At 63.0% G+C, this 17,782-nt stretch carries 19 protein-coding genes and 1 pseudogene; 11 read left to right on the top strand and 9 right to left on the bottom strand.

The window, feature by feature from the left end:
* Window positions 1–69 precede the first annotated feature (69 nt).
* Complete coding sequence (gene recJ / locus ACLV74_RS10745) at window positions 70–1,803, bottom strand: single-stranded-DNA-specific exonuclease RecJ (RefSeq protein ID WP_411879390.1); 1,734 nt, start codon at window positions 1,801–1,803, stop codon at window positions 70–72.
* A gap of 51 nt (window positions 1,804–1,854) precedes the next feature.
* A complete protein-coding gene (locus tag ACLV74_RS10750; RefSeq protein ID WP_411879391.1) occupies window positions 1,855–2,997 on the bottom strand; it encodes a hypothetical protein in 1,143 nt (380 codons plus the stop codon).
* Between the two features lie 151 nt (window positions 2,998–3,148).
* Between ACLV74_RS10750 and ACLV74_RS10755 the strand changes: the two genes are divergently transcribed.
* The 4 genes and pseudogenes from ACLV74_RS10755 to ACLV74_RS10770 all read left to right on the top strand — a co-directional run.
* Window positions 3,149–4,402 carry a lipoprotein-releasing ABC transporter permease subunit gene (locus ACLV74_RS10755; RefSeq protein WP_411879392.1) on the top strand — a complete coding sequence of 418 codons (1,254 nt, stop codon included), beginning with the start codon at window positions 3,149–3,151 and terminating at the stop codon, window positions 4,400–4,402.
* Window positions 4,395–5,129, top strand: coding sequence for a lipoprotein-releasing ABC transporter ATP-binding protein LolD (gene lolD / locus ACLV74_RS10760; RefSeq protein ID WP_411879393.1), 735 nt, complete (start codon window positions 4,395–4,397; stop codon window positions 5,127–5,129). The genes ACLV74_RS10755 and lolD overlap by 8 nt, the downstream gene beginning before the upstream one ends.
* Before the next feature lie 95 nt (window positions 5,130–5,224).
* A complete protein-coding gene (locus ACLV74_RS10765) occupies window positions 5,225–6,721 on the top strand; it encodes a Fic family protein (RefSeq protein ID WP_411879394.1) in 1,497 nt (498 codons plus the stop codon).
* A 23-nt stretch (window positions 6,722–6,744) separates the two neighbouring features.
* Window positions 6,745–6,897 (top strand): annotated as a pseudogene (locus tag ACLV74_RS10770) (lipoprotein-releasing system ATP-binding protein LolD); the annotation flags it as partial.
* On the opposite strand, the gene ACLV74_RS10775 reads toward ACLV74_RS10770, so the two are convergent.
* Complete coding sequence (locus tag ACLV74_RS10775) at window positions 6,880–8,517, bottom strand: acyltransferase family protein (protein ID WP_411879395.1); 1,638 nt, start codon at window positions 8,515–8,517, stop codon at window positions 6,880–6,882. The pseudogene ACLV74_RS10770 and the gene ACLV74_RS10775 sit on opposite strands and share 18 nt — an antisense overlap.
* Window positions 8,518–8,996: 479 nt before the next feature.
* Between ACLV74_RS10775 and ACLV74_RS10780 the strand changes: the two genes are divergently transcribed.
* The 4 genes from ACLV74_RS10780 to ACLV74_RS10795 are packed head-to-tail and all read left to right on the top strand — an operon-like array spanning window position 8,997 to window position 11,940.
* Window positions 8,997–9,272 (top strand): DnaJ domain-containing protein, encoded by a 276-nt coding sequence (locus ACLV74_RS10780; protein WP_411879396.1) that lies wholly within the window; start codon window positions 8,997–8,999, stop codon window positions 9,270–9,272.
* A gap of 49 nt (window positions 9,273–9,321) precedes the next feature.
* A complete protein-coding gene (locus ACLV74_RS10785; protein WP_411879397.1) occupies window positions 9,322–9,924 on the top strand; it encodes a hypothetical protein in 603 nt (200 codons plus the stop codon).
* A 34-nt stretch (window positions 9,925–9,958) separates the two neighbouring features.
* Window positions 9,959–10,714, top strand: coding sequence for a hypothetical protein (locus tag ACLV74_RS10790; RefSeq protein WP_411879398.1), 756 nt, complete (start codon window positions 9,959–9,961; stop codon window positions 10,712–10,714).
* A 14-nt stretch (window positions 10,715–10,728) separates the two neighbouring features.
* Complete coding sequence (locus ACLV74_RS10795; RefSeq protein WP_411879399.1) at window positions 10,729–11,940, top strand: hypothetical protein; 1,212 nt, start codon at window positions 10,729–10,731, stop codon at window positions 11,938–11,940.
* Between the two features lie 309 nt (window positions 11,941–12,249).
* Here ACLV74_RS10795 and ACLV74_RS10800 read toward each other — a convergent pair whose 3' ends face one another.
* The 6 genes from ACLV74_RS10800 to ACLV74_RS10825 all read right to left on the bottom strand — a co-directional run bounded on the left by ACLV74_RS10800 (window position 12,250) and on the right by ACLV74_RS10825 (window position 15,129).
* Complete coding sequence (locus ACLV74_RS10800) at window positions 12,250–12,642, bottom strand: hypothetical protein (RefSeq protein WP_411879400.1); 393 nt, start codon at window positions 12,640–12,642, stop codon at window positions 12,250–12,252.
* Between the two features lie 44 nt (window positions 12,643–12,686).
* A complete protein-coding gene (locus ACLV74_RS10805) occupies window positions 12,687–13,037 on the bottom strand; it encodes a hypothetical protein (RefSeq protein ID WP_411879401.1) in 351 nt (116 codons plus the stop codon).
* Window positions 13,038–13,107: 70 nt separating this feature from the next.
* Window positions 13,108–13,578: a hypothetical protein gene (locus ACLV74_RS10810; RefSeq protein ID WP_411879402.1), complete on the bottom strand. Its 471-nt coding sequence runs from the start codon at window positions 13,576–13,578 to the stop codon at window positions 13,108–13,110.
* Window positions 13,575–13,931, bottom strand: a complete 357-nt coding sequence (locus ACLV74_RS10815) for a hypothetical protein (RefSeq protein ID WP_411879403.1) — start codon at window positions 13,929–13,931, stop codon at window positions 13,575–13,577. Before ACLV74_RS10815 ends, ACLV74_RS10810 begins: the two co-directional genes overlap by 4 nt.
* A 6-nt stretch (window positions 13,932–13,937) precedes the next feature.
* Window positions 13,938–14,363 carry a HEAT repeat domain-containing protein gene (locus tag ACLV74_RS10820; RefSeq protein WP_411879404.1) on the bottom strand — a complete coding sequence of 142 codons (426 nt, stop codon included), beginning with the start codon at window positions 14,361–14,363 and terminating at the stop codon, window positions 13,938–13,940.
* Window positions 14,364–14,769: 406 nt separating this feature from the next.
* On the bottom strand, window positions 14,770–15,129 hold the full coding sequence (locus ACLV74_RS10825) for a VOC family protein (RefSeq protein ID WP_411879405.1): 360 nt from the start codon (window positions 15,127–15,129) through the stop codon (window positions 14,770–14,772).
* A gap of 702 nt (window positions 15,130–15,831) precedes the next feature.
* Between ACLV74_RS10825 and ACLV74_RS10830 the strand changes: the two genes are divergently transcribed.
* The 3 genes from ACLV74_RS10830 to ACLV74_RS10840 all read left to right on the top strand — a co-directional run bounded on the left by ACLV74_RS10830 (window position 15,832) and on the right by ACLV74_RS10840 (window position 17,700).
* A complete protein-coding gene (locus ACLV74_RS10830) occupies window positions 15,832–16,182 on the top strand; it encodes a response regulator transcription factor (RefSeq protein ID WP_411879406.1) in 351 nt (116 codons plus the stop codon).
* 139 nt (window positions 16,183–16,321) lie between these two features.
* Window positions 16,322–16,699, top strand: a complete 378-nt coding sequence (locus ACLV74_RS10835) for a hypothetical protein (RefSeq protein ID WP_411879407.1) — start codon at window positions 16,322–16,324, stop codon at window positions 16,697–16,699.
* Between the two features lie 68 nt (window positions 16,700–16,767).
* Window positions 16,768–17,700, top strand: a complete 933-nt coding sequence (locus ACLV74_RS10840) for a hypothetical protein (protein ID WP_411879408.1) — start codon at window positions 16,768–16,770, stop codon at window positions 17,698–17,700.
* Window positions 17,701–17,782 lie beyond the last annotated feature (82 nt).

Consider the following 17,782-nt stretch of genomic DNA (forward strand, 5'->3'; position numbering starts at 1 on the left):
TGGAAGGGCTTCGACAGGCTCAGCCCGAACGGTGTGATGTTCTGGGTACGGAACAGCAATAGAACGGCTTCAGCCCGCCGGAATCTCCGCGCCCTCGACCAGAAAACGCACCCGCTTCACGCCCTGCCACTCGTCGGCATCCAGCCGGAAGGCCAGCTTCACGCGCGCCGGCAGCGCCTCGGTGTGGCCGAACCAGATGCCGTCCACCGGCTGGCCCTGGTGCTTGAGCTTGAGCGCCAGGTGTTTTTCGCCGACCAGGCGCTGCGACACCACTTCCACGATTTCGCTGAAGGTGGGCGCCGCAAAACCCTGGCCCCAGACTTCCTTGTGCAGCGTGTCGACCAGGTCGGCGCGCCGGTACTCGGGCGCCAGCGGGCCGTCGGTGTCCATGCGGCGGGTCAGCGTGGCGGCGTCCAGCCATTCATGCGCCACCTGCTGCAGCGCCTGTTCAAAGAGTTCGAAATTTTCCTCGGCGATGGTGCAACCCGCCGCCATCGCATGGCCGCCGAAGCGCAGCATCACGCCCGGGTGGCGCTTGGTCATCAGGTCCAGCGCGTCGCGCAAATGGAAACCCGGGATCGACCGGCCCGAGCCTTTGAGTTCGTGTTCCTTGCCCGGCGCCTGGCTCGCGGCAAACACAAAGGTCGGCCGGTGCAATTTGTCTTTCACGCGCGAGGCGACGATGCCGACCACGCCTTCGTGGAATTCCGGGTCGAAGATCGCGATCGCCGGCGGCGGCTCCTCGTCCTCGTCGATCATCGCGTCGGCGGCGAGTTGCGCCTGCTCGCGCATGCCGGCCTCGATGTCGCGGCGCTCGCGGTTGATGCCGTCCAGCGTTTTCGCCAGTTCCTCGCCGCGCGCCGCGTCGTCCGTCAGCAGGCATTCAATGCCCAGCGTCATGTCGCTGAGCCGGCCCGCCGCATTGATGCGCGGGCCCAAGGCAAACGCAAAGTCAAAGGTGGTGGCCACAGGCGCCTGCCTGCCCGCCGCCGTGAACAGGCCCGCCACGCCCGCCGGCAAATGCCCCGCGCGTATGCGCTTCAGGCCTTGCGCCACCAGGCGGCGGTTGTTGGCGTCCAGCTTCACCACGTCGGCGACGGTGCCCAGCGCCACCAGCGGCAGCAAGGCATCGAGCTTGGGTTGGCTGGCCGCGTCAAACACACCGCGCGCGCGCAGCTCGGCGCGCAGCGCCAGCAGCACGTAAAACATCACACCCACACCCGCGATGGATTTGCTTTCGAAGCCGCAATCCGGATGGTTGGGGTTCACGATCACGTCGGCCTCGGGGAGCACCACCAGGCCGTCCTTGAGTGCCGGCAAATGGTGGTCGGTCACCAGCACCTGCATGCCCAGCGCGCGGGCGCGCGCCACGCCGTCCATGCTGGCGATGCCGTTGTCCACCGTCACCAGCAGGTCGGCGCCGCCGGCCTTCACGCGCTCGGCAATCGGCGCCGTCAGGCCGTAGCCGTCGGTCACGCGGTCCGGCACCAGGTAGGTCACGTGCTGCGCGCCCAGCAGCCTGAGGCCGCGCAGCGCCACGGCGCAGGCGGTGGCGCCGTCGCAGTCGTAATCGGCCACCACACAGATTTTTTTGCCGGCGGCCATCACGTCGGCCAGCAGCTTCGCCGCTTCCAGCGCACCGCGCAACGACGAAGGCGGCAGCAGCCGGCCCAGGCCGTCGTCGAGTTCGTCAATCGAATGCACGCCCCGCGCCGCATACAGCTGCGCCAGCAGCGGGTGGATGCCGGCCTGTTGCAGCGCCCAGACGCTGCGCGGCGGGACTTCGCGTACCTGGATTTTCATGAGGGGGTCAAAACTCTCTATATATATGAGGGTGTGGCGGGCGCTGGGGGTTTACAGCGGCTCCAGCACTTTCAGCAAGGGGGTGGGGGCCAGGGCGCTCGCAATCCTGGCGAAGAAGCCATCATGGCCGGTTTCGAAAGTCACCGCGCCGCGCTCGCCGCACAGCGTGAGCCGCACGGTCTCGCCCGCGCGCTGGCGCGCCAGCAGGGCGGTGATTTCGTTGGCATCCAGCGCGGCCCAGGCCTGGGCATAGGCCGTCCAGTCGTCGGCAAACACGGCCTGCGCCAGGCTGCGCGGCACCGCGATTTTCTCCCTCTCCCCCTGGGAGAGGGTAGGGGTGAGGGGCGACGGCCTGCGCACCTCTGCTGAAGGCTGGATCGGGGCTGTGTCTGCAGGCCGCGAATGGATTGACGGCCGCTGTCCCTCACCCCCGCCCTCTCCCAGGGGGAGAGGGAGAAAATCCAGCGCACCCGTGCCGCTGAGCCAGAAGGAATTCACCGGCAACAGCCGCCGCGCCGCGCGCTCGTCGTTCAGTGCATGCGTGTACAGCAGCATCTGCATCTCGTTTTGCAGCAGTTTCATCTTGCGCGCCGTGCCCTTGGGGTCATTCTTGTCCTGTTTGGGCAGCCAGGGGTCCACATTGCGGCCCAGCACCCGGTCCAGCGAGGCCGTCGGCAGCTGGCGAAACAGCTCGCCTTCGGCCAGCCAGCGCGACGGCCCCAGGGCAGGAACATAGTGCAGCGTGATGCCGTCGTCGACAAAATAAGGCTGCATGGCCGCCAGCAGGGCGCGCGATTCACCTTCCTGCAGGCCCAGCGCGGCCGGGTCGGTCAGCGTCGCGTGCTCGCGGCCCATGGCCCAGTGGCAGGGCGCGATCCAGGCCCAGGCCTTGCCGGCAGCGGCGGGCAGGTGCAGCGCCGCATCGCGCGCCGCCCAGGGAATCAGGCCGTCCGGCGTGATGGAATCCGCGATACCCAGCGCCCGGCCCAAAGCCCGCTCATGCGGCGGCGACAGCGTGTGGGCGTCCGCTTCATCAGTGTGCACTGACTTCATGCCCTTGAGCAGTTGCGCCAGTTGGCGCGTGGCGCCGGCCGGCAGCGCCTTCATCGTCGGCAGCCAGGCCTCCGCGGCGCAGGCCGCAAAGGGAAGCAGCAGCTGCGGGCCGGTGAAAGGAGTGGGGGAATTGGCTGACATGGGGCTATTGTCCGGGATGCCACAATTGGGCTCCAAACCGCAGCCGCCGCAGGCGGCCACTAGCGGTCCCGTTTTGAAGGCGAGAAACATCCATGTCCCAAAAATCGTTCCCCCAGGCCGTCACCGGCCGGCCGCGGGTGCCAGCCTGAGTATGCAAATCCCCTATGAACTGATCCTCGGCTGGCGCTACACCCGCGCCGGCCGCGCCACCCGGCGCAACGGTTTTATCTCTTTTATCTCCGGCGTGTCCATGCTGGGCATCGCCCTCGGCGTGGCGGCCCTCATCATCGTGCTCAGCGTGATGAACGGCTTCCAGAAAGAAGTGCGCGACCGCATGCTGGGCGTGATCTCGCATATCGAGGTCTTCGCCCCCAACGGCGTCGCGCTGCCCGACCCGGCCAAAACCCTGGCCGAAATCAAGGCCAACCCCGAAGTCACAGGCGCCGCCACCTTTATCGCCGCCCAGGCCCTGCTGGCCCGCGGTGAAGACATGAAGGGCACCCTGGTGCGCGGCATAGACCCGGCCCTCGAAGGCCAGGTCACCGACCTCGCCGTGACCTCGGCCCCCACCCTGGCCAAGCTGGTGCCCGGCGCCTTTGGTGTGGTGCTGGGCGGCGAACTGGCCCGCGCCATGGGCGTGCGCGAAGGCGACACCGTCACCCTGATCGCGCCCAGCGGCCAGGTCACCCCGGCCGGCGTGGTGCCGCGCCTCAAGCAGATGACGGTGGTCGGCACCTTTGACTCCGGCCATTTTGAATACGACTCGGCCCTGGTCATGATGCACCAGGACGACGCCGCGAAAATCTTCCGCCTCGAAGGCCCGACCGGCATACGCATACGCCTGAAGGACTTGCACGAGGCCCGCGAAGTGGCGCTGCAGCTGTCGCGCACGCTGAGCGGCGACCTCTTGATCCGCGACTGGACGCGCCAGAACAAGACCTGGTTCGCCGCCGTGCAGCTCGAAAAACGCATGATGTTCATCATCCTCACGCTCATCGTCGCCGTCGCGGCCTTCAACCTCGTCAGCACCCTGGTGATGACGGTGACCGACAAGCGCGCCGACATCGCCATCCTGCGCACCCTGGGCGCCAGCCCCAAAAGCATCATGAAAATCTTCATGGTGCAGGGCGCGCTGGTCGGCGTCATCGGCACGCTCTCCGGCCTGCTGCTGGGCCTGGGCATCGCCTTCAACATCGACGTCATCGTGCCGGCCATCGAGCGCGCGCTCAACGCCAGCTTTTTGCCCAAAGACATCTACCTGATCAGCCGCATGCCCAGCGAACCCCAATACGCCGACATCATGCCCATCGTCGTCATCTCCCTGGTGCTCGCCTTCCTGGCCACCATCTATCCCAGCTGGCGCGCCAGCCGCGTCAACCCGGCGGAGGCCCTGCGCTATGAGTGAACTGAAAAACGACGTGGCTGCCACGCTGAAAACCGGCAACGCCAACGGCGAAGTGGTCCTCAAAGCCAGCGCCCTGACAAAACGCTTCCACGAAGGCATGATCGATTTGACGGTCCTGCACGGCGTAGACCTGCAAGTCCATGCCGGCGAAACGCTGGCCATCGTCGGTGCCTCCGGCTCCGGCAAAAGCACACTGCTGCACCTGATGGGCGGCCTCGACGCGCCCACCAGCGGCCAGGTCGAATTGAAGGGCCAGACCCTCTCGACCTTGTCACCGCAGCAGCAAGGCGACCTGCGCAACAAACACCTGGGTTTCGTCTACCAGTTCCACCACCTGCTGCCCGAATTCAGCGCGCTGGACAACGTCGCCATGCCCCTGTGGATACGCCGCCAGGCCCCCGCCGAATCCGCACGCATCGCCACCGACATGCTGGCGGCCGTCGGCCTCAAAGACCGCATCCACCACCGCCCCGCGGAGCTGTCAGGCGGCGAACGCCAGCGCGTCGCGATCGCGCGCGCCCTGGTCACACAACCGGCCTGCGTGCTGGCCGACGAACCGACCGGCAACCTGGACCGCAGCACCGCCGACGGCGTGTTTGAACTGATGCTGCAACTCGCGCGCGACTTCGGCACGGCTTTTGTGCTGGTCACGCATGACGAGACGCTGGCCGCGCGTTGCGGGCGGCGCTTCAGGTTGGTGTCGGGGAGATTGTCGGAGTGGGCTTGACCAGATGACAGCAGTCTTGTTTCTATAAAAAAACTTGTCAAAAAAGGAAAATATATAGAAAATCCGATCTCTCTATAAGAAAAAAAGAGATTGCCATGATCGGATATGAGTTTCTGCTGTCGAAAATCACCCGTCCGATGATGCCGCTCAAGCGGCCGGCCCGCATTGCGCCGGTGACCCGGATAGAGCCCCGCGTGGACTCACTGGCGATCCCCAGGAACGTGGCGCCCGCTGAAGCGGATATCCTGTCCCACGTGCTGTTTGCCTTGAAGCACGAAGACATCAACATCCCCATCCTGCATGAGGCACTGAACCTCGTGCCCGCGGAAGAAATGCTGGACACCCTGCTGGCCCAGCCCGCTAGCGCTTACATCCGCCAGGCGTGCTTTTTCTGGGAGAAAGCCAACAACCGCCCCTTGCCCGGCGACCCCGGCAACCTCGGCGGCAACTATGTGGATGTCTTCGACCCTCAAGCCTATTACACCGGGCAGGTCTGGGAGCGGCACCAACGCTACCGTGTCAATTTCAACGGCATCGGGCCCTATGAATATTGCCCGGTTGTCCTGCGCAACGACAAGCTGGAGGCCGAGGGGAGCGAGGTCCTGGCCCGCCTGAACGCGTGGGTCACGGACCCGCTCAATGCGAGAATTCTTGATCGCGTCATGGGATGGGCTTACCTGAGTGAAACCCGGGATTCCTATGCGATCGAAAACGAAACGCCATCACCCGACAAGGAAAAGGCGTTCCTGCAGGCCATGGAACATCTGCGTGACAAAACCCCCCTGTCGGAGGAGTACCTGGTCCAGCTCCAGAATACGGTGATCAGTTCGCCTTTGGCACACGAGCAGCAATTCCGCACACACCAGAACTGGCTGCAACGCGGCGGCCATGGCGCGCTGTCGGTCAGGTATGTACCGCCGCCGTCCGACAGCATGCTCCACCTCATGGAGGGCTTCATGCGCATGGCGAATGCAGAGGATGAAGTTCCGGCGCTTGTCAAAGCTGCTTTGGTGAGCTTCGGCTTTGTCTACATCCATCCATTCATTGATGGAAACGGCCGTTTGTCGCGCCTGCTCGCACACCATTGCCTGAATCTCAAAGGCGTGCTGCCGGACGTCAACGGCCATCCGGCGATCCTGCCCCTGTCCATCGCGATGAGAAAAAATGAGAGGCAGTACCTGGAGACGCTGGAGTCCTTCAGCAAACCGGCGCGCGCCTTGTGGGATGTCATCGCCATCTCCGACAGCGATTTCACCTTTGATTTCAGGTCCACGCCGCTGATCTACGCCCACTGGGCAGGACAGCAGGCCGCCACGTTTGTCATGGACTGTGCCAAAACAGCGCTGGAACAATCGCTGGTGGAAGAAACCGCTTTCCTGCTTTCCTATGACAAGGCCTTCGAGCTCATCAACAAAAGCTACGAGCTGCCTGATCGAAGCATCAACCTGCTGATCCAATGGATCAGGCAAAACCAGGGAAAGATGCCGGAACGGCGCAAGAATGCCCAGGAGCTTGTATCGCTCAAAGGGGAACAGCTGGCCGACATCGAGCGGATCATTGCCGCGGCTTTCGGGCTGGAGGCGAAGACTTAGGCGTGCAGCAATGCCGCCGTCAAGGCGTGTTCAAGTTGATGCGGCAACTGGCCCGCGACTTCGGCACGGCCTTTGTGCTGGTCACGCATGATGAAACGCTGGCCGCGCGCTGCGGGCGGCGGTTCAGGCTGGTGTCGGGGCGCTTGTCGGAGTGGGGTTCACTGCCGGCTGTTTGACGCGGGCCTGACAGGCACTTGCGCCGTATCCGCTTGGCCCTGTACAGCGAGATGTGCGTAATTCCTGGCGTAAGCGAGAAACCAGAATGCGGCGCCTGCCACCGCGCCGTATCCGCCAAAGGCCAGCGCCTCCGGCCCGTTCACGATACCGGTGGCGTCAAGACGGCTGAAGCCTCCGAGGAAGGCCACCAGGATTCCAAGCGCCGACGACACCATGAGAATTCGCCAGGGCTCGCGCCAGCCGCGGTACCGGAAATAAAAATACGCGGGAATTCCGGCCATTGAGAAAAGATAGGCAAGGGGCGCAACGACGAAGATCCAGCTGAGGTGGCGTTGCAGCAGCGCGGCCACCAGGCAAGGCGCCAGGGGCGCCAAAAGGAATGCCGCCAAGGTGCGTTCACGCCTGTGCTGTATCCGGCTTTCGAAGTAAGCGGCCCATACCCTCCGATGGCGCTTGACTTGATCAAGGTATTTCCGGATGCAATCGTCGGCCATCGGCCCAATCCTGCCGGACAAGGCGATCGACGGCCTCTCGGATAAAAACAAAAGCGCGGTTGCCGCCGCCACTGAAACCGCCACGAGGAACAAGATGGACAGCGCCATCGTCAAGCCATAGGAAAGCCCGTCACCGAGCATCGCCAATGCGCCCGCGCACACGAAGGAATTCAGCAGCGGCGCGTGGATCAGGTACAGCGGAAACGATATCTGGCCAAGAAACGCGAAAGGGGGTGCAGACAGCATCCTGCAAAACGGAATGAAGGCATTGGCCGCCACCAGGATCAGCACCGCGCCCAAAGCGTGAAAAAAACTGACCGGCGAGTGCGCAAAAGGCGTGCCGCTCACCATTGGGAGTGTCCGTTCAACGAAGGGCCGGACACTTTCCCATGGAACGGCACTGTAGGGCATCGTCCCCCAAAAAACACCGATGCCCAACAGGACCCCAGCCCCTCTTGAGCTGATCTTTCGATGGAGTTGGGTCAGCTGCAGCAACGCGCCGAAGGCGAACAAGGCGAGGTATGACCCGGATCCCAGAATGCCCAGTACGCAAAGAAGAAGGATTCGGTCCCGCTCGCGTATCTCCGGGCGCGACGTACGAAAGGCGGTCAGGCTGAAAACCGCAATCAGAATGACCGATCCCCAGAACTCAATACACATGGTCCACAGGGACACGTTGTAAACGGATGAGCCGGTCACCAGCGCACCATACAAGCCCTCTTGAAGCGCTTGAGTCAATGAAGGTGGCTGCCGCATTTGCTCTGCAAGCCAGGTGGACCTGGAAATTGCCGCCAAGCCATGGTTTTGCATCAGGCCGCCGGCCAGCAGCGCGTATGAAATCAGGCTGGCGGACAGGATGGCCGGTGTAAAACGGGCGTACCTTTTGAGCAGCAACGCCAGGGGCCCGAGGCGGGTTTTACCGAAAGAATGCGACAAGACGTAGCCGCTGAGGGCAAAAAATACGCATACCGACAAATCCCCTGCCATGGGTATCAGCAAGGGCGCGCCCGAAAGAGAAACATCCCATGCAAAAACACTGTGCCTGGCCAAGCCTGTGTAAAGCGCAAAGTCGAAGGCAACGATCCCATGAACGACAACCACCACCAATGCGGCCAGGCCGCGCAAGCCGTCTAGATGAGTGTCCCTGTCTGGCTGCATAAGGTCCCGGTTTTATTTTTATGGTTGCTGAAAAACTGTCGCTTCCCTCTGTCGGCAGCTTGAATGGGGCCTTGACGCCTTCCCTGCCGCCTCCCAATCCTTGCAATTCTATGGTGGGAATGCAACTACCGGTCCTCTTCAAAGGTGCGCGAGGAACCCGGGCGGCCCGGCCTGCCGCCGACGGCGTGTTGGAACTGATGCTGCAACTCGCGCGACTTCGGCACGGCCTTTGTGCTGGTCAGGCTCGATAAGACGCGTTGCGGCCTGACCTGCGGGCGGCAAGTACGGAACAAGGCCATTGACCGGCCCCCAGCCCGCACGGCACCAGACAGGCATAATCCTTGATCCCTTCGCCGCGCGCGCAGGCGTATCCCCTCACTTCGTGAGTCTTCCATCAACATGCCGTGCAGCTCCCTGCCTCCGGTCCAGGACACAGCCACCTTCGCATGACCGACCATTACACCGCCCTCGGGCTGGACAGCGCCGCAACGCTGGCCGATGTCAAAAAAGCCTTTCGCCTGAAGGCCTCCTTCTGGCACCCGGACAAAAATGCCGACCCCGAGGCGCCCGGGCGTTTCAGGGCCGTGCAGCAGGCCTATGAGGTGCTGGCGGATGCGGACAAGCGCCAGGCCTATGACGACAACCGCCGCCGCAACCTGCTGGACAGCCCGATAGACACGGCGCGTGCCATCTGGGCCGATTATTTCAACCCGCTGCTGTGAGCCTGGCCGGCCCAAAGAAGAACAAACACCCCATGAAAAACCCGTCAGCATGAGCATCTCCCCCTATTTCCTCGACCTGCGCTCGGCTTACCAGTCCGAGATGGATGACCTGCGATTCGACTCCGAGGGGTGCGACGTGCTGCACCAGCGCCTGGCCGGCAAACGCCAGGAGATGGCTTTTCTGGTCCAGATGATGGACAGCAGCCCCGAGATGGTGGCGGTGGTGTTTCACCAGGGTTTTGATTTCACGGAAAAAGCCGTGATGGACCACCTGCTCAGCCACGACAGCCACGATGCCGATGGCTTTCCGGCCTGGAGCAGCCTGGCGGATGGTTTTGTACTGGCGCCCTGGGCCCAGGACCTGGCGCACATCGTTTTGCAGGCGCCCGGCGGGGAGAAATTCCTGACGCTGACGGCGGGGCTGGAATACATGGCGGGCCTGCCGGTGTCTGCCTCCATCGTGAGCGCCGAAGATAACGACGGCGATAACGACGAAGACCGTGATGAGAACGGCGAGGACGGCGAGAACGGCGAGAACGCCCTGGTGATCTTTGAGGGCGATGACGACCGTGAGCAAAGCGGCGATGCCCGGGCACGCCACGAGGCAGGTTCCGACTGGCTGGTCCAGCAGGGCTTTGACGCCAAAGACTGACGCAAGCAAGCATGACGTGGAAGGTAAAACCCCGATGACAACGCATCTCGCCCTGATAGCAAAAACCCAAAGCCTGATTGCGGCCGGCGACATCGTCGGCGCCGAGGCTGCCCTGGTCTCGCTGGCCGACGCCGAAGGTGATGCCGCGCTGATGGTGGTGCTGGAGCAGTTGCCGCCCAAGGACGTCCTGGCCGTCATTCGCGAATACGACAACTCCAAAGAGTCGGTGGTCGGACTGCTGGTCACGCCCGCGCAGTTTGCCCGCGCCGTGGTGATTGAAAAGCTCTACAAGGACCTGACCCGCACGCACCTGCGCGGCATGGTCAATGCGGTGATCTTCCGCGAGGACGCGGACCCGTTGGAGTTTCTCACCGCGATCGGCGACCTGGAAGGCGGCAGCGAAGCCCTCGCCGATTATTTTTCCGACCAGTGGAGCCGTGTCGAGGGCTTTGCGCGCAGCGGCGGCTTTGAGCCGGCCGACGAGTACGGCAAGCTGCTGTCCCAGTCCGCGCTGCTGGCCTCGGCCTACGAAAAACCGCGCATCCGGCAGGAGGAGATCGCCGACCAGGACTGGATGCAGCTGGCCTGGCTGCTGCGTTACGAACTGCCGGACCTGTTCATTGAAATGCTGATGGTGCTGCGCGCCAAGGCGAGCGCGCACAAGGCGGTGGCTTCCGATGAAGAGGACGAGGACGATGCGCAGGACGACGGAAAAGTCGAGACCGGCGACACCGATCGCGGCAAGGCCACACCGACGGCGCGCGAGTCCGACGAGGAATCGGCGATCTGAACTTGCAAACGCCCATGACTTCGCCTTCCGCCGTCTCGCTTTACGACACGCGCCGCTTTTTTGAGAAGGCGCTGCAGTACGGCGTGCAGCACGGCATTATCAATGCCGAAAAAATCGAAGCCATGCGGGTCGAAGGCCCCAAGGGCATGGTTCAGATCGCGCGCTATTTCGGCAATGAGTTTTTGCGCCCGGACCTTGAAAAAGCCCGCGATCGCATGGTGAACCTGGTCAGCCTCTACCTCGAAAATTCCTGCCACGGCGACCTCCGGCAGGCGGCTGAATCGCTGCGCGATTTCTCGCTGCTGTCGCGTTCCAAGGGCGGCTCGGACATGCTCAAGGCCCTGATCGCCATGCCGCAAAACAGCCACTTCGGCATGAATGAACGCGGCGGCTTCACCGACGCGCACATTCCGCAGCTGGCCAAATGGTCGCTGCGCAGCCTGGCCGACTACCAGGCCGAACTTGCCAGGCGCAGCCAGGTGGCGCAGGTGATGGATGCGGCCGTCTGGCTTGCCGGCGAGCTGGGCATGGACACCGATGAACTCGAAGAGGCGGGCAAGGATGCCGAAGCGGTGATTCGCACCGCCTTGCTGGTGCCGGCGACAGGCCGCACCGAGATGCCCGACTGGGTCGCGTTCGAAAAGATGGTCGCCGCCTTGCGCAAAAAACACGGGGCTGCTCCGGCCGCGCTGCCGCTCGCCGTTCCGAAAAAGCTGCCGGCCCACCTGCGGGATGTGGTGGAGGCGGTGCGGCAGTCCGTGATGGCCGACGCGCCCAAAATACTCGACCCAGCCTTGCCGCCGCGCCAGCTGTTTGACCGCAGCCCGGCCTTCATGGGCCGGTATTTCTGGGTGGAAGACGGCCTCAACGAGGTCGATCACCATGACCGCCAGGCATCCGCCGTGTGGAGCAAGGTGACCGGCGGCAATGCGGACGATGGTTCGCTGTTGACCCTGTTCCTGTGCGTGGCCGCCGGTTCCGCGCCCAAGACCGTGCTGACCGAAAAAAGCGCCGCGACCCTGCTGCGCAAGATCCGCAAATCCGGTTTCCAGCCCGCGCTGGCCCACCAGTACATCCTGGCCCACGCGCCGGTGCAGCACCAGGACGCCTACGCCGGCTTGTGGGATGACTTTGTGGAAGAGGCGCAGGCCACGCTGCAAAGCGATGCCGTTCATGCGCTCCACGACGCGCTGGCCTTGCTGCGGCGGGAATGCCATGTGCAGTAGGTGATGGGTGCCTGCGGTGGCGGGAACCCGGGGTTTATAGGTTTTTTTTCGATTTAGGCGGATTCTCAACCCCACTCCCCGGGACTTCACTCCCTCCCCCCCTGGGGGAGGGCAGGGGTGAGGGCCAGCGGCTGTCAATCAACCTTGATGCCGCGACTCGTGCGCGATTTCGGCCCGGCGTTTGCGCTGGTCACGCATGACGAGACGCTGGCCGCGCGCTGTAGGCCGCGGTTCAGGCTGGTGTCTGGGTGCTTGTCGAAGTGGGGTTCACAGCCGCCTGTTTGAAGCCAAGCTGGCCGGCGGCGCTGGCTAGTAACACTTCAGTTCCAAAACCAGATCGGTCAATCGATGAGGTACGTCTGCCGCCTGCAGTTTGGCGCTGAGGCGATCAAGGTCTTGAACTCGTTCCCGATACGTCCAGTTGGGTCCAGGAGGGTCGTCGTACGTGAAGGTTCTCGGAACTATCAGGTGCGCCAGTTGCGAGAAGTAAAAGGGCTGCCCCCAGACGCCGCCGTCTCCGATATAAGTACCAAAGATGTCTTCCGAAGCAGGCAAGCCGCTTGTCCAATAACCCGCATCCGCCGACAAGCGGTCGAAAGTGGTCCAGGCGCACCAGGAAAAACTGTGTTCAGCGAGGGGGTTGCCTCGCCCGAGAACGTCGGCAGCTGCGGTGAAGAATTCGTGCCATTGTGTGTCGTTCATAGGGCGCGGCCCCATGCATGAAGTTCGTCCGGTTGGTTGAATGCTCAAGCGTCATGATTCCTTCTCTCTGGGTGTTTTCTGGGAGGGGCGGAGGCTTGCCTCCGGCTTTGCAGCCACGACGCGAACAGCCACCACAAACCCACAGCCACGATCAGGTTGAGCGCCATGCAGATGACGAACCCGGCAGGCGACGCGTGGTAGGACACGCCAACAGGGCCCCTTTTCTGCTTGAAGCTGGCAAGGAGCAGGACCTCGCCAAATACCAGGCCGGCGAGGAAGCTGGCTGTCGAGAAGACTGCCAGCAAGAGCATGCCCCAGCCGTTCAATGACAGGACCCGCCACCAGGGCGCTGGCTTCCAGGCGACGGCGAACTCCGGTTTTCGGCTGCCAAACATGGTGTTCCTGCGTGGCCGCCAGTCTTGTGCCGGGGCACTTGACGGCGTGGGCGTGCCTGGTTGTGGGCGGCTAGCTTGCATTTCTGGTCCCGTGCCCGGAAATGGCCAGGTCAAGCCTTGCGTCGTCTCTTTCGCCGCAAGGCTCCAGCGCAGGGTCGCCAGGGCTGGTTTCCACGGCCTTCAAATATGAAACCGCAACAATGTGGGGATCCAGCGGCCAATCGCCCGGAGTCGTGGCGAACTCAAGAAGATCCAGCTTCCCGTCCCTGACGAACAGGAGCGCCGCGGCACCATGCGGGACTCCTTTGACCGTGAGTTCGACGTCGTCAAGGACGAAACTTGCGGGGACAGACCTTTCGTGCGTTCCCCGGACTCCAAGCTCGACATACTCGCCGGCACCGGTATGGGTTCTCTTCACGACGCTGGCCCCTGCAAGCTGCGCCCGTAGCGCGGCCAGCGCCGTATGCCGCCCCGCAAGCAGCAATTCAAGGACGCGCAGTTCATGGGGGCGCAGAGGCGCGGCTTCTGGCGTGGCGTTCATCCCATGCGTTCCTGCGGCGGGCCGAGCGAGCCATCCTCGTTGACGCGGTGGAAGCCGAGTTCGGACAACTTCCACGACTGCGCGGCCGGCTTGGCCATTCCTTCGGGCACAAAGCCTGTGCCACAGGCCTCGCAGTAGAGGCCTGCAACAAACTGCTGAAGCGGCGCTTCGGCCACGAACCCGGGCTTCAGCCCGTCGACGCTCAGGCCACCCTCGCACGCGCAGGACGAACGCTCGCCAGGGCGCTGCTCCAGATGCCCGGCGTTGAGCGGGTTGATCAGCAGCAGCTTCTCGCGAACATTTTTGCTTGACGCGCAGTTGGGGCATTCGTCTGGAATCGTCGTTGGTGTCATGGGTGATTATTCTCCCCCGCCACGGTTTGCCCCGCCTGTCCTGTCGCAAAACTCAAGCAGCCACAGCGCATGGCCCTTCATTTTTCCTTCAGCCGTTTCAGCGAATGCGGCAATCGCGCGCGTGGCCTCCGGGCCAAACAGTGCCGGGATTTCCAGCAAGGCCGCGGAAAAGCCGTCATTGTCATGTCCTTCATCGAAGCCCCGCTGGTACGCTTTCAGGAGTTGGGGCAAGGCGGCAGGTCCCGCCAGTTCCGCCAGAGGCCAGGCGGCAGCTTCCCGTACAAAAAAATCATCGCTTTCCAGAAGCGACAGCAGCTGCGGAATATCTTCCGGCACCGCTCCGGCATGCAGCCTCGACGCGGCCTCTACGCAGGTTGGCACATCAGGATTGCTGAGCCCTGACACGATTTCATTCCAGGCGTTGAGGTTCATACGGGGCCTGAGGTCAAAGGCAACCCGACACCACAGGTGCGCTCCCTGGTTGACCCACTATGCGGCCTACCCAAAATAATGCCTCCAGAGTCCGATAATCACAATCCAGAGAACCGCCATGCCCAGGAGTTGAAGGATGCCCTTCGCGCTCAGTGACATGGGGCCGCGCCTCCGCGCTGCTCTTTCTTTCTGGAAGTCCGTGAACGAGGCAATAAAGTCTTCTTCAAACTTGACCTGGGCGCTGAGTCGGTCGTAGACATCCGGCTAGCTTGCCGCATCCACCAACGCCCGCTCTTGCAGGAGCTGGTCCCTGCGCTCGCGCGCATCCGACAGGGGATCTGCCCACAATGGGCGGAGCTTACTTTTGGGGGTGGCCATGACGGTTTTCTTTCCGGGGTTGTCGGCTCTAACGATACGCCCGGCTCGAAACACTCACCGAATTCCCGTCCGGGTCCTTGGCATTGGCGAATGAATAGCCGTTGGCTTCATGGATGGCGCCGAACTTGAGGCCGCGTGCCGCCGCTTCGGCCACAAATGCCGCAACGTCCTTCACATGGAAGACCAGTTTCACGCCCGCCTGCCCAAGCTTCACGGATTTGGCGGCCTGGTGGATCAGTATCCCGGCGCCGCTTGCAGGGGCGCGCAGCTCGATCAGGCCCTCGCTGACTTCACCGGTCGTGGTGAAACCGAAATGGCGGGCGTAGAAGTCCGCGGACTTTTTCATGTCGCGTGCGTAGAGGATGACGGTGCCCAGGGGTGTCTGCATATGAAGTGTTCCTTGCCTGCGGCCATGCCAGCCGGCGCGAACGCGAGTTCTGTACGGTCCATCGGTTTCATGCGCCGGCCAGCGTGGCCGGCACAAGGCGAATCCCGGAGCAGCGCATTGCCCAGAGGTTGCCGACGATCTCGACCTTGCCCATGTATTCCGGTTCCTCCATGCGCACGTTGCCCGCGGTTTTGGGTTTTGACCGGGAATGTTAGTCGAACCCCGGCGCACACCATGCGCAAGCGCCGGGATATCTTCGCCCCACGCGGTGTGCGGGCCGCTGATGGCGCGGGGCGTATGCGTCATGCTTCGAGCGCGTCCCTGGCGTGACCTGTATGCAACAAAAGTGATTACAGGCCATTACGCCGCGGATTACACCGCCGGCACGGCGCATCCGCTTCCACACGCTTGATCGCATGGCCCTCCAGGGCTTTCCTGAAGCCGTCGCCACCCCGGCCAGGCCGGCGCGCGGCGTATGCCGATACATGAAGCGCCGCGCTAAACATTTCGTTTGCTTCACCTCTGCGCAGCGCTGCGCCTGTCCCGCGCTCGCCTGATCAGGGGGTGGCGCGGTGACGCACTTGGTGCAAGTGTGAGGCCATGCCGCCTCTCTCTCACGCCGACACCCTTCACCCAAGCCGCGTCACGGGACGTGCCCCGGGTTGCGCCTGTTTGCGTGATCACGCTGGAACCAGGTGCGATATGCCGGGACATGCGCAGTTGCCGCAACTCACCGACAGGCAGCGGACGATTTTTTTTGAGCTCCTCAAAGGCCGTTCAAGCAAGGAGGTGGCCCGCGCGCTGCACATCAGCCCGGCCACGGTCGCCAAACACCGGGAACACATCTATGCCAGGCTGGACGTGAACCGCGTGAGCGAGCTCGCCCGCTATGCAGGCGGCGACGGCGAACGCGTCCTGACTTGCAGGGAGCAGGAGATCGTTCACCTGTTGCAGCTGGGCTGGACCAGCGCCCGGATCGCGCGGCACCTGGGCCTGAGCACCTATACCGTTCAAACGCACCGCCAGCACATACGCGGCAAACGGCCGCCTTGAACGCGCGCCCAAAGATACGCTGTTTTAAGTATTTCTCCCGCCAGGTGCGCTGCCTAGGATTCATGGTGTTGCATCAATACCTGATGAAACCGGGTTTGCCGAAAAACGTCAAAGAGTAGGCATTCGGGGAGAAACCAAGATGATGAAAAAAGTTTTGCCGGTGCTGCTGGCCGCGCTGCTTTGCGGGCCGGCCATGGCGGCCCAGGAAGTGGTGTTCAAGCCGGGCTGGGACAAGGGCGACAACAACGACCTGAACTACCCCGGCGGCGCGCGCCCCTATACCCAAAAGCAGGTCGAGACCTTTCTGAAGGGCAGGAAGGATTCCGGCGTCACCGACACCGACACGGGCATCAATGTCCTGCGTGCCTGCAACCACATCGAGGTCCAGAAAGGCTGCCACCTGGACCGCGACGGCCGGCATGTGACGATTTATGCCAAGGGCAGCCATCCCAAGAACCAGCTACTGGCCTGCGAGAAAGTCAACCAGGGCCACGCCGTTCACGTCTACGGGTGCTGATCCCCGCCGCGGCCGCTTTCATCCATTCCGGTTTTTCACATCAACTTTCAGCACAAGGGGTAACCATCATGGGCCAGTCAACCGACATCAAGGACAAAGAAGCCAATGACGCCAAATTCCGCGAGTACATGAACGCGCGGCGCCAGGACGGCGACAAGATCCAGAAAGAGCTGGTCGCCAAGCTCAAGGAGCAGATCAACACCTACTACAAGGAGACCAGGTTCGACCACAGCCCCTACCTGGCCAACGAATACCAGGAGTTCCAGAACACCAGCAAATGGTCCCTGGAGAACATCAACAAAATCATAGGCGCCGTCGCCAAGGTGCTGCTCGGCGAGAGCAAGGACTCGAAAGACGTCAAGGGGGCCGAGCCCAAGGTGGTCGCCAAGATCGGCGAAGGCGCGGCGGCCCTGGTGGCCAACCAGCAACTGGTTGTCGCCAGGGTGTTTGACGCCGTCGCGTCCATCCTGGGTACCTTCGACGTGGTCTCTGAAACCAAGCGTGTGGCCAAGCAGGAGCACTTTCCCGTGCTGGCCGGCCTGCACCTGTTCCTGAGCGTTTCCAACGAAACCTTCAAGTCGAGGGAGTTCTTCACCACCGAATACATCAACCAGCTCAACATCTGTTACGAGGTGCATTTTTCCGAAGGAGAGGCCGCGCGGGCCGGCCTCATCGACAGCGCCACGCAGTACTTCGACCAGATCGTGGTGTTCAACAACCGCCTGAAGAAACTCAACATAGACCTGGCGGCATCGGAAACCGCCGACGAGTTCACCAAGCTCGAGAGCTTCATCGCCAATTTCGAAAGAAGGCGCGACGCGGCCCAGGAGCAGCTCGACAAGATCAACAAGGCGCGCAGTTCGCTCAAGGCGATGGCCTTGAATACGGGTGTGGATACGGCCGCGCCACGGCTGCGGGGCACAGCGCCCGCGCTCCATGCGCCGAACGCGAACCTGCTGCGCGCGCAGGCAGGCAGCTGGCCGGACGCACCGCTTCTGTAGCACTGAGCCCTTTAACGCAAAAAGCCGGGGCCGGGCTCGTGCAGGAGCCCGGCCCCGGCTTTTGCGTACCAAAATTCCCTCC

It is taken from the genome of Polaromonas sp. YR568, from assembly GCF_943369415.1.
Classification (GTDB): Bacteria; Pseudomonadota; Gammaproteobacteria; order Burkholderiales; family Burkholderiaceae_C; genus Polaromonas.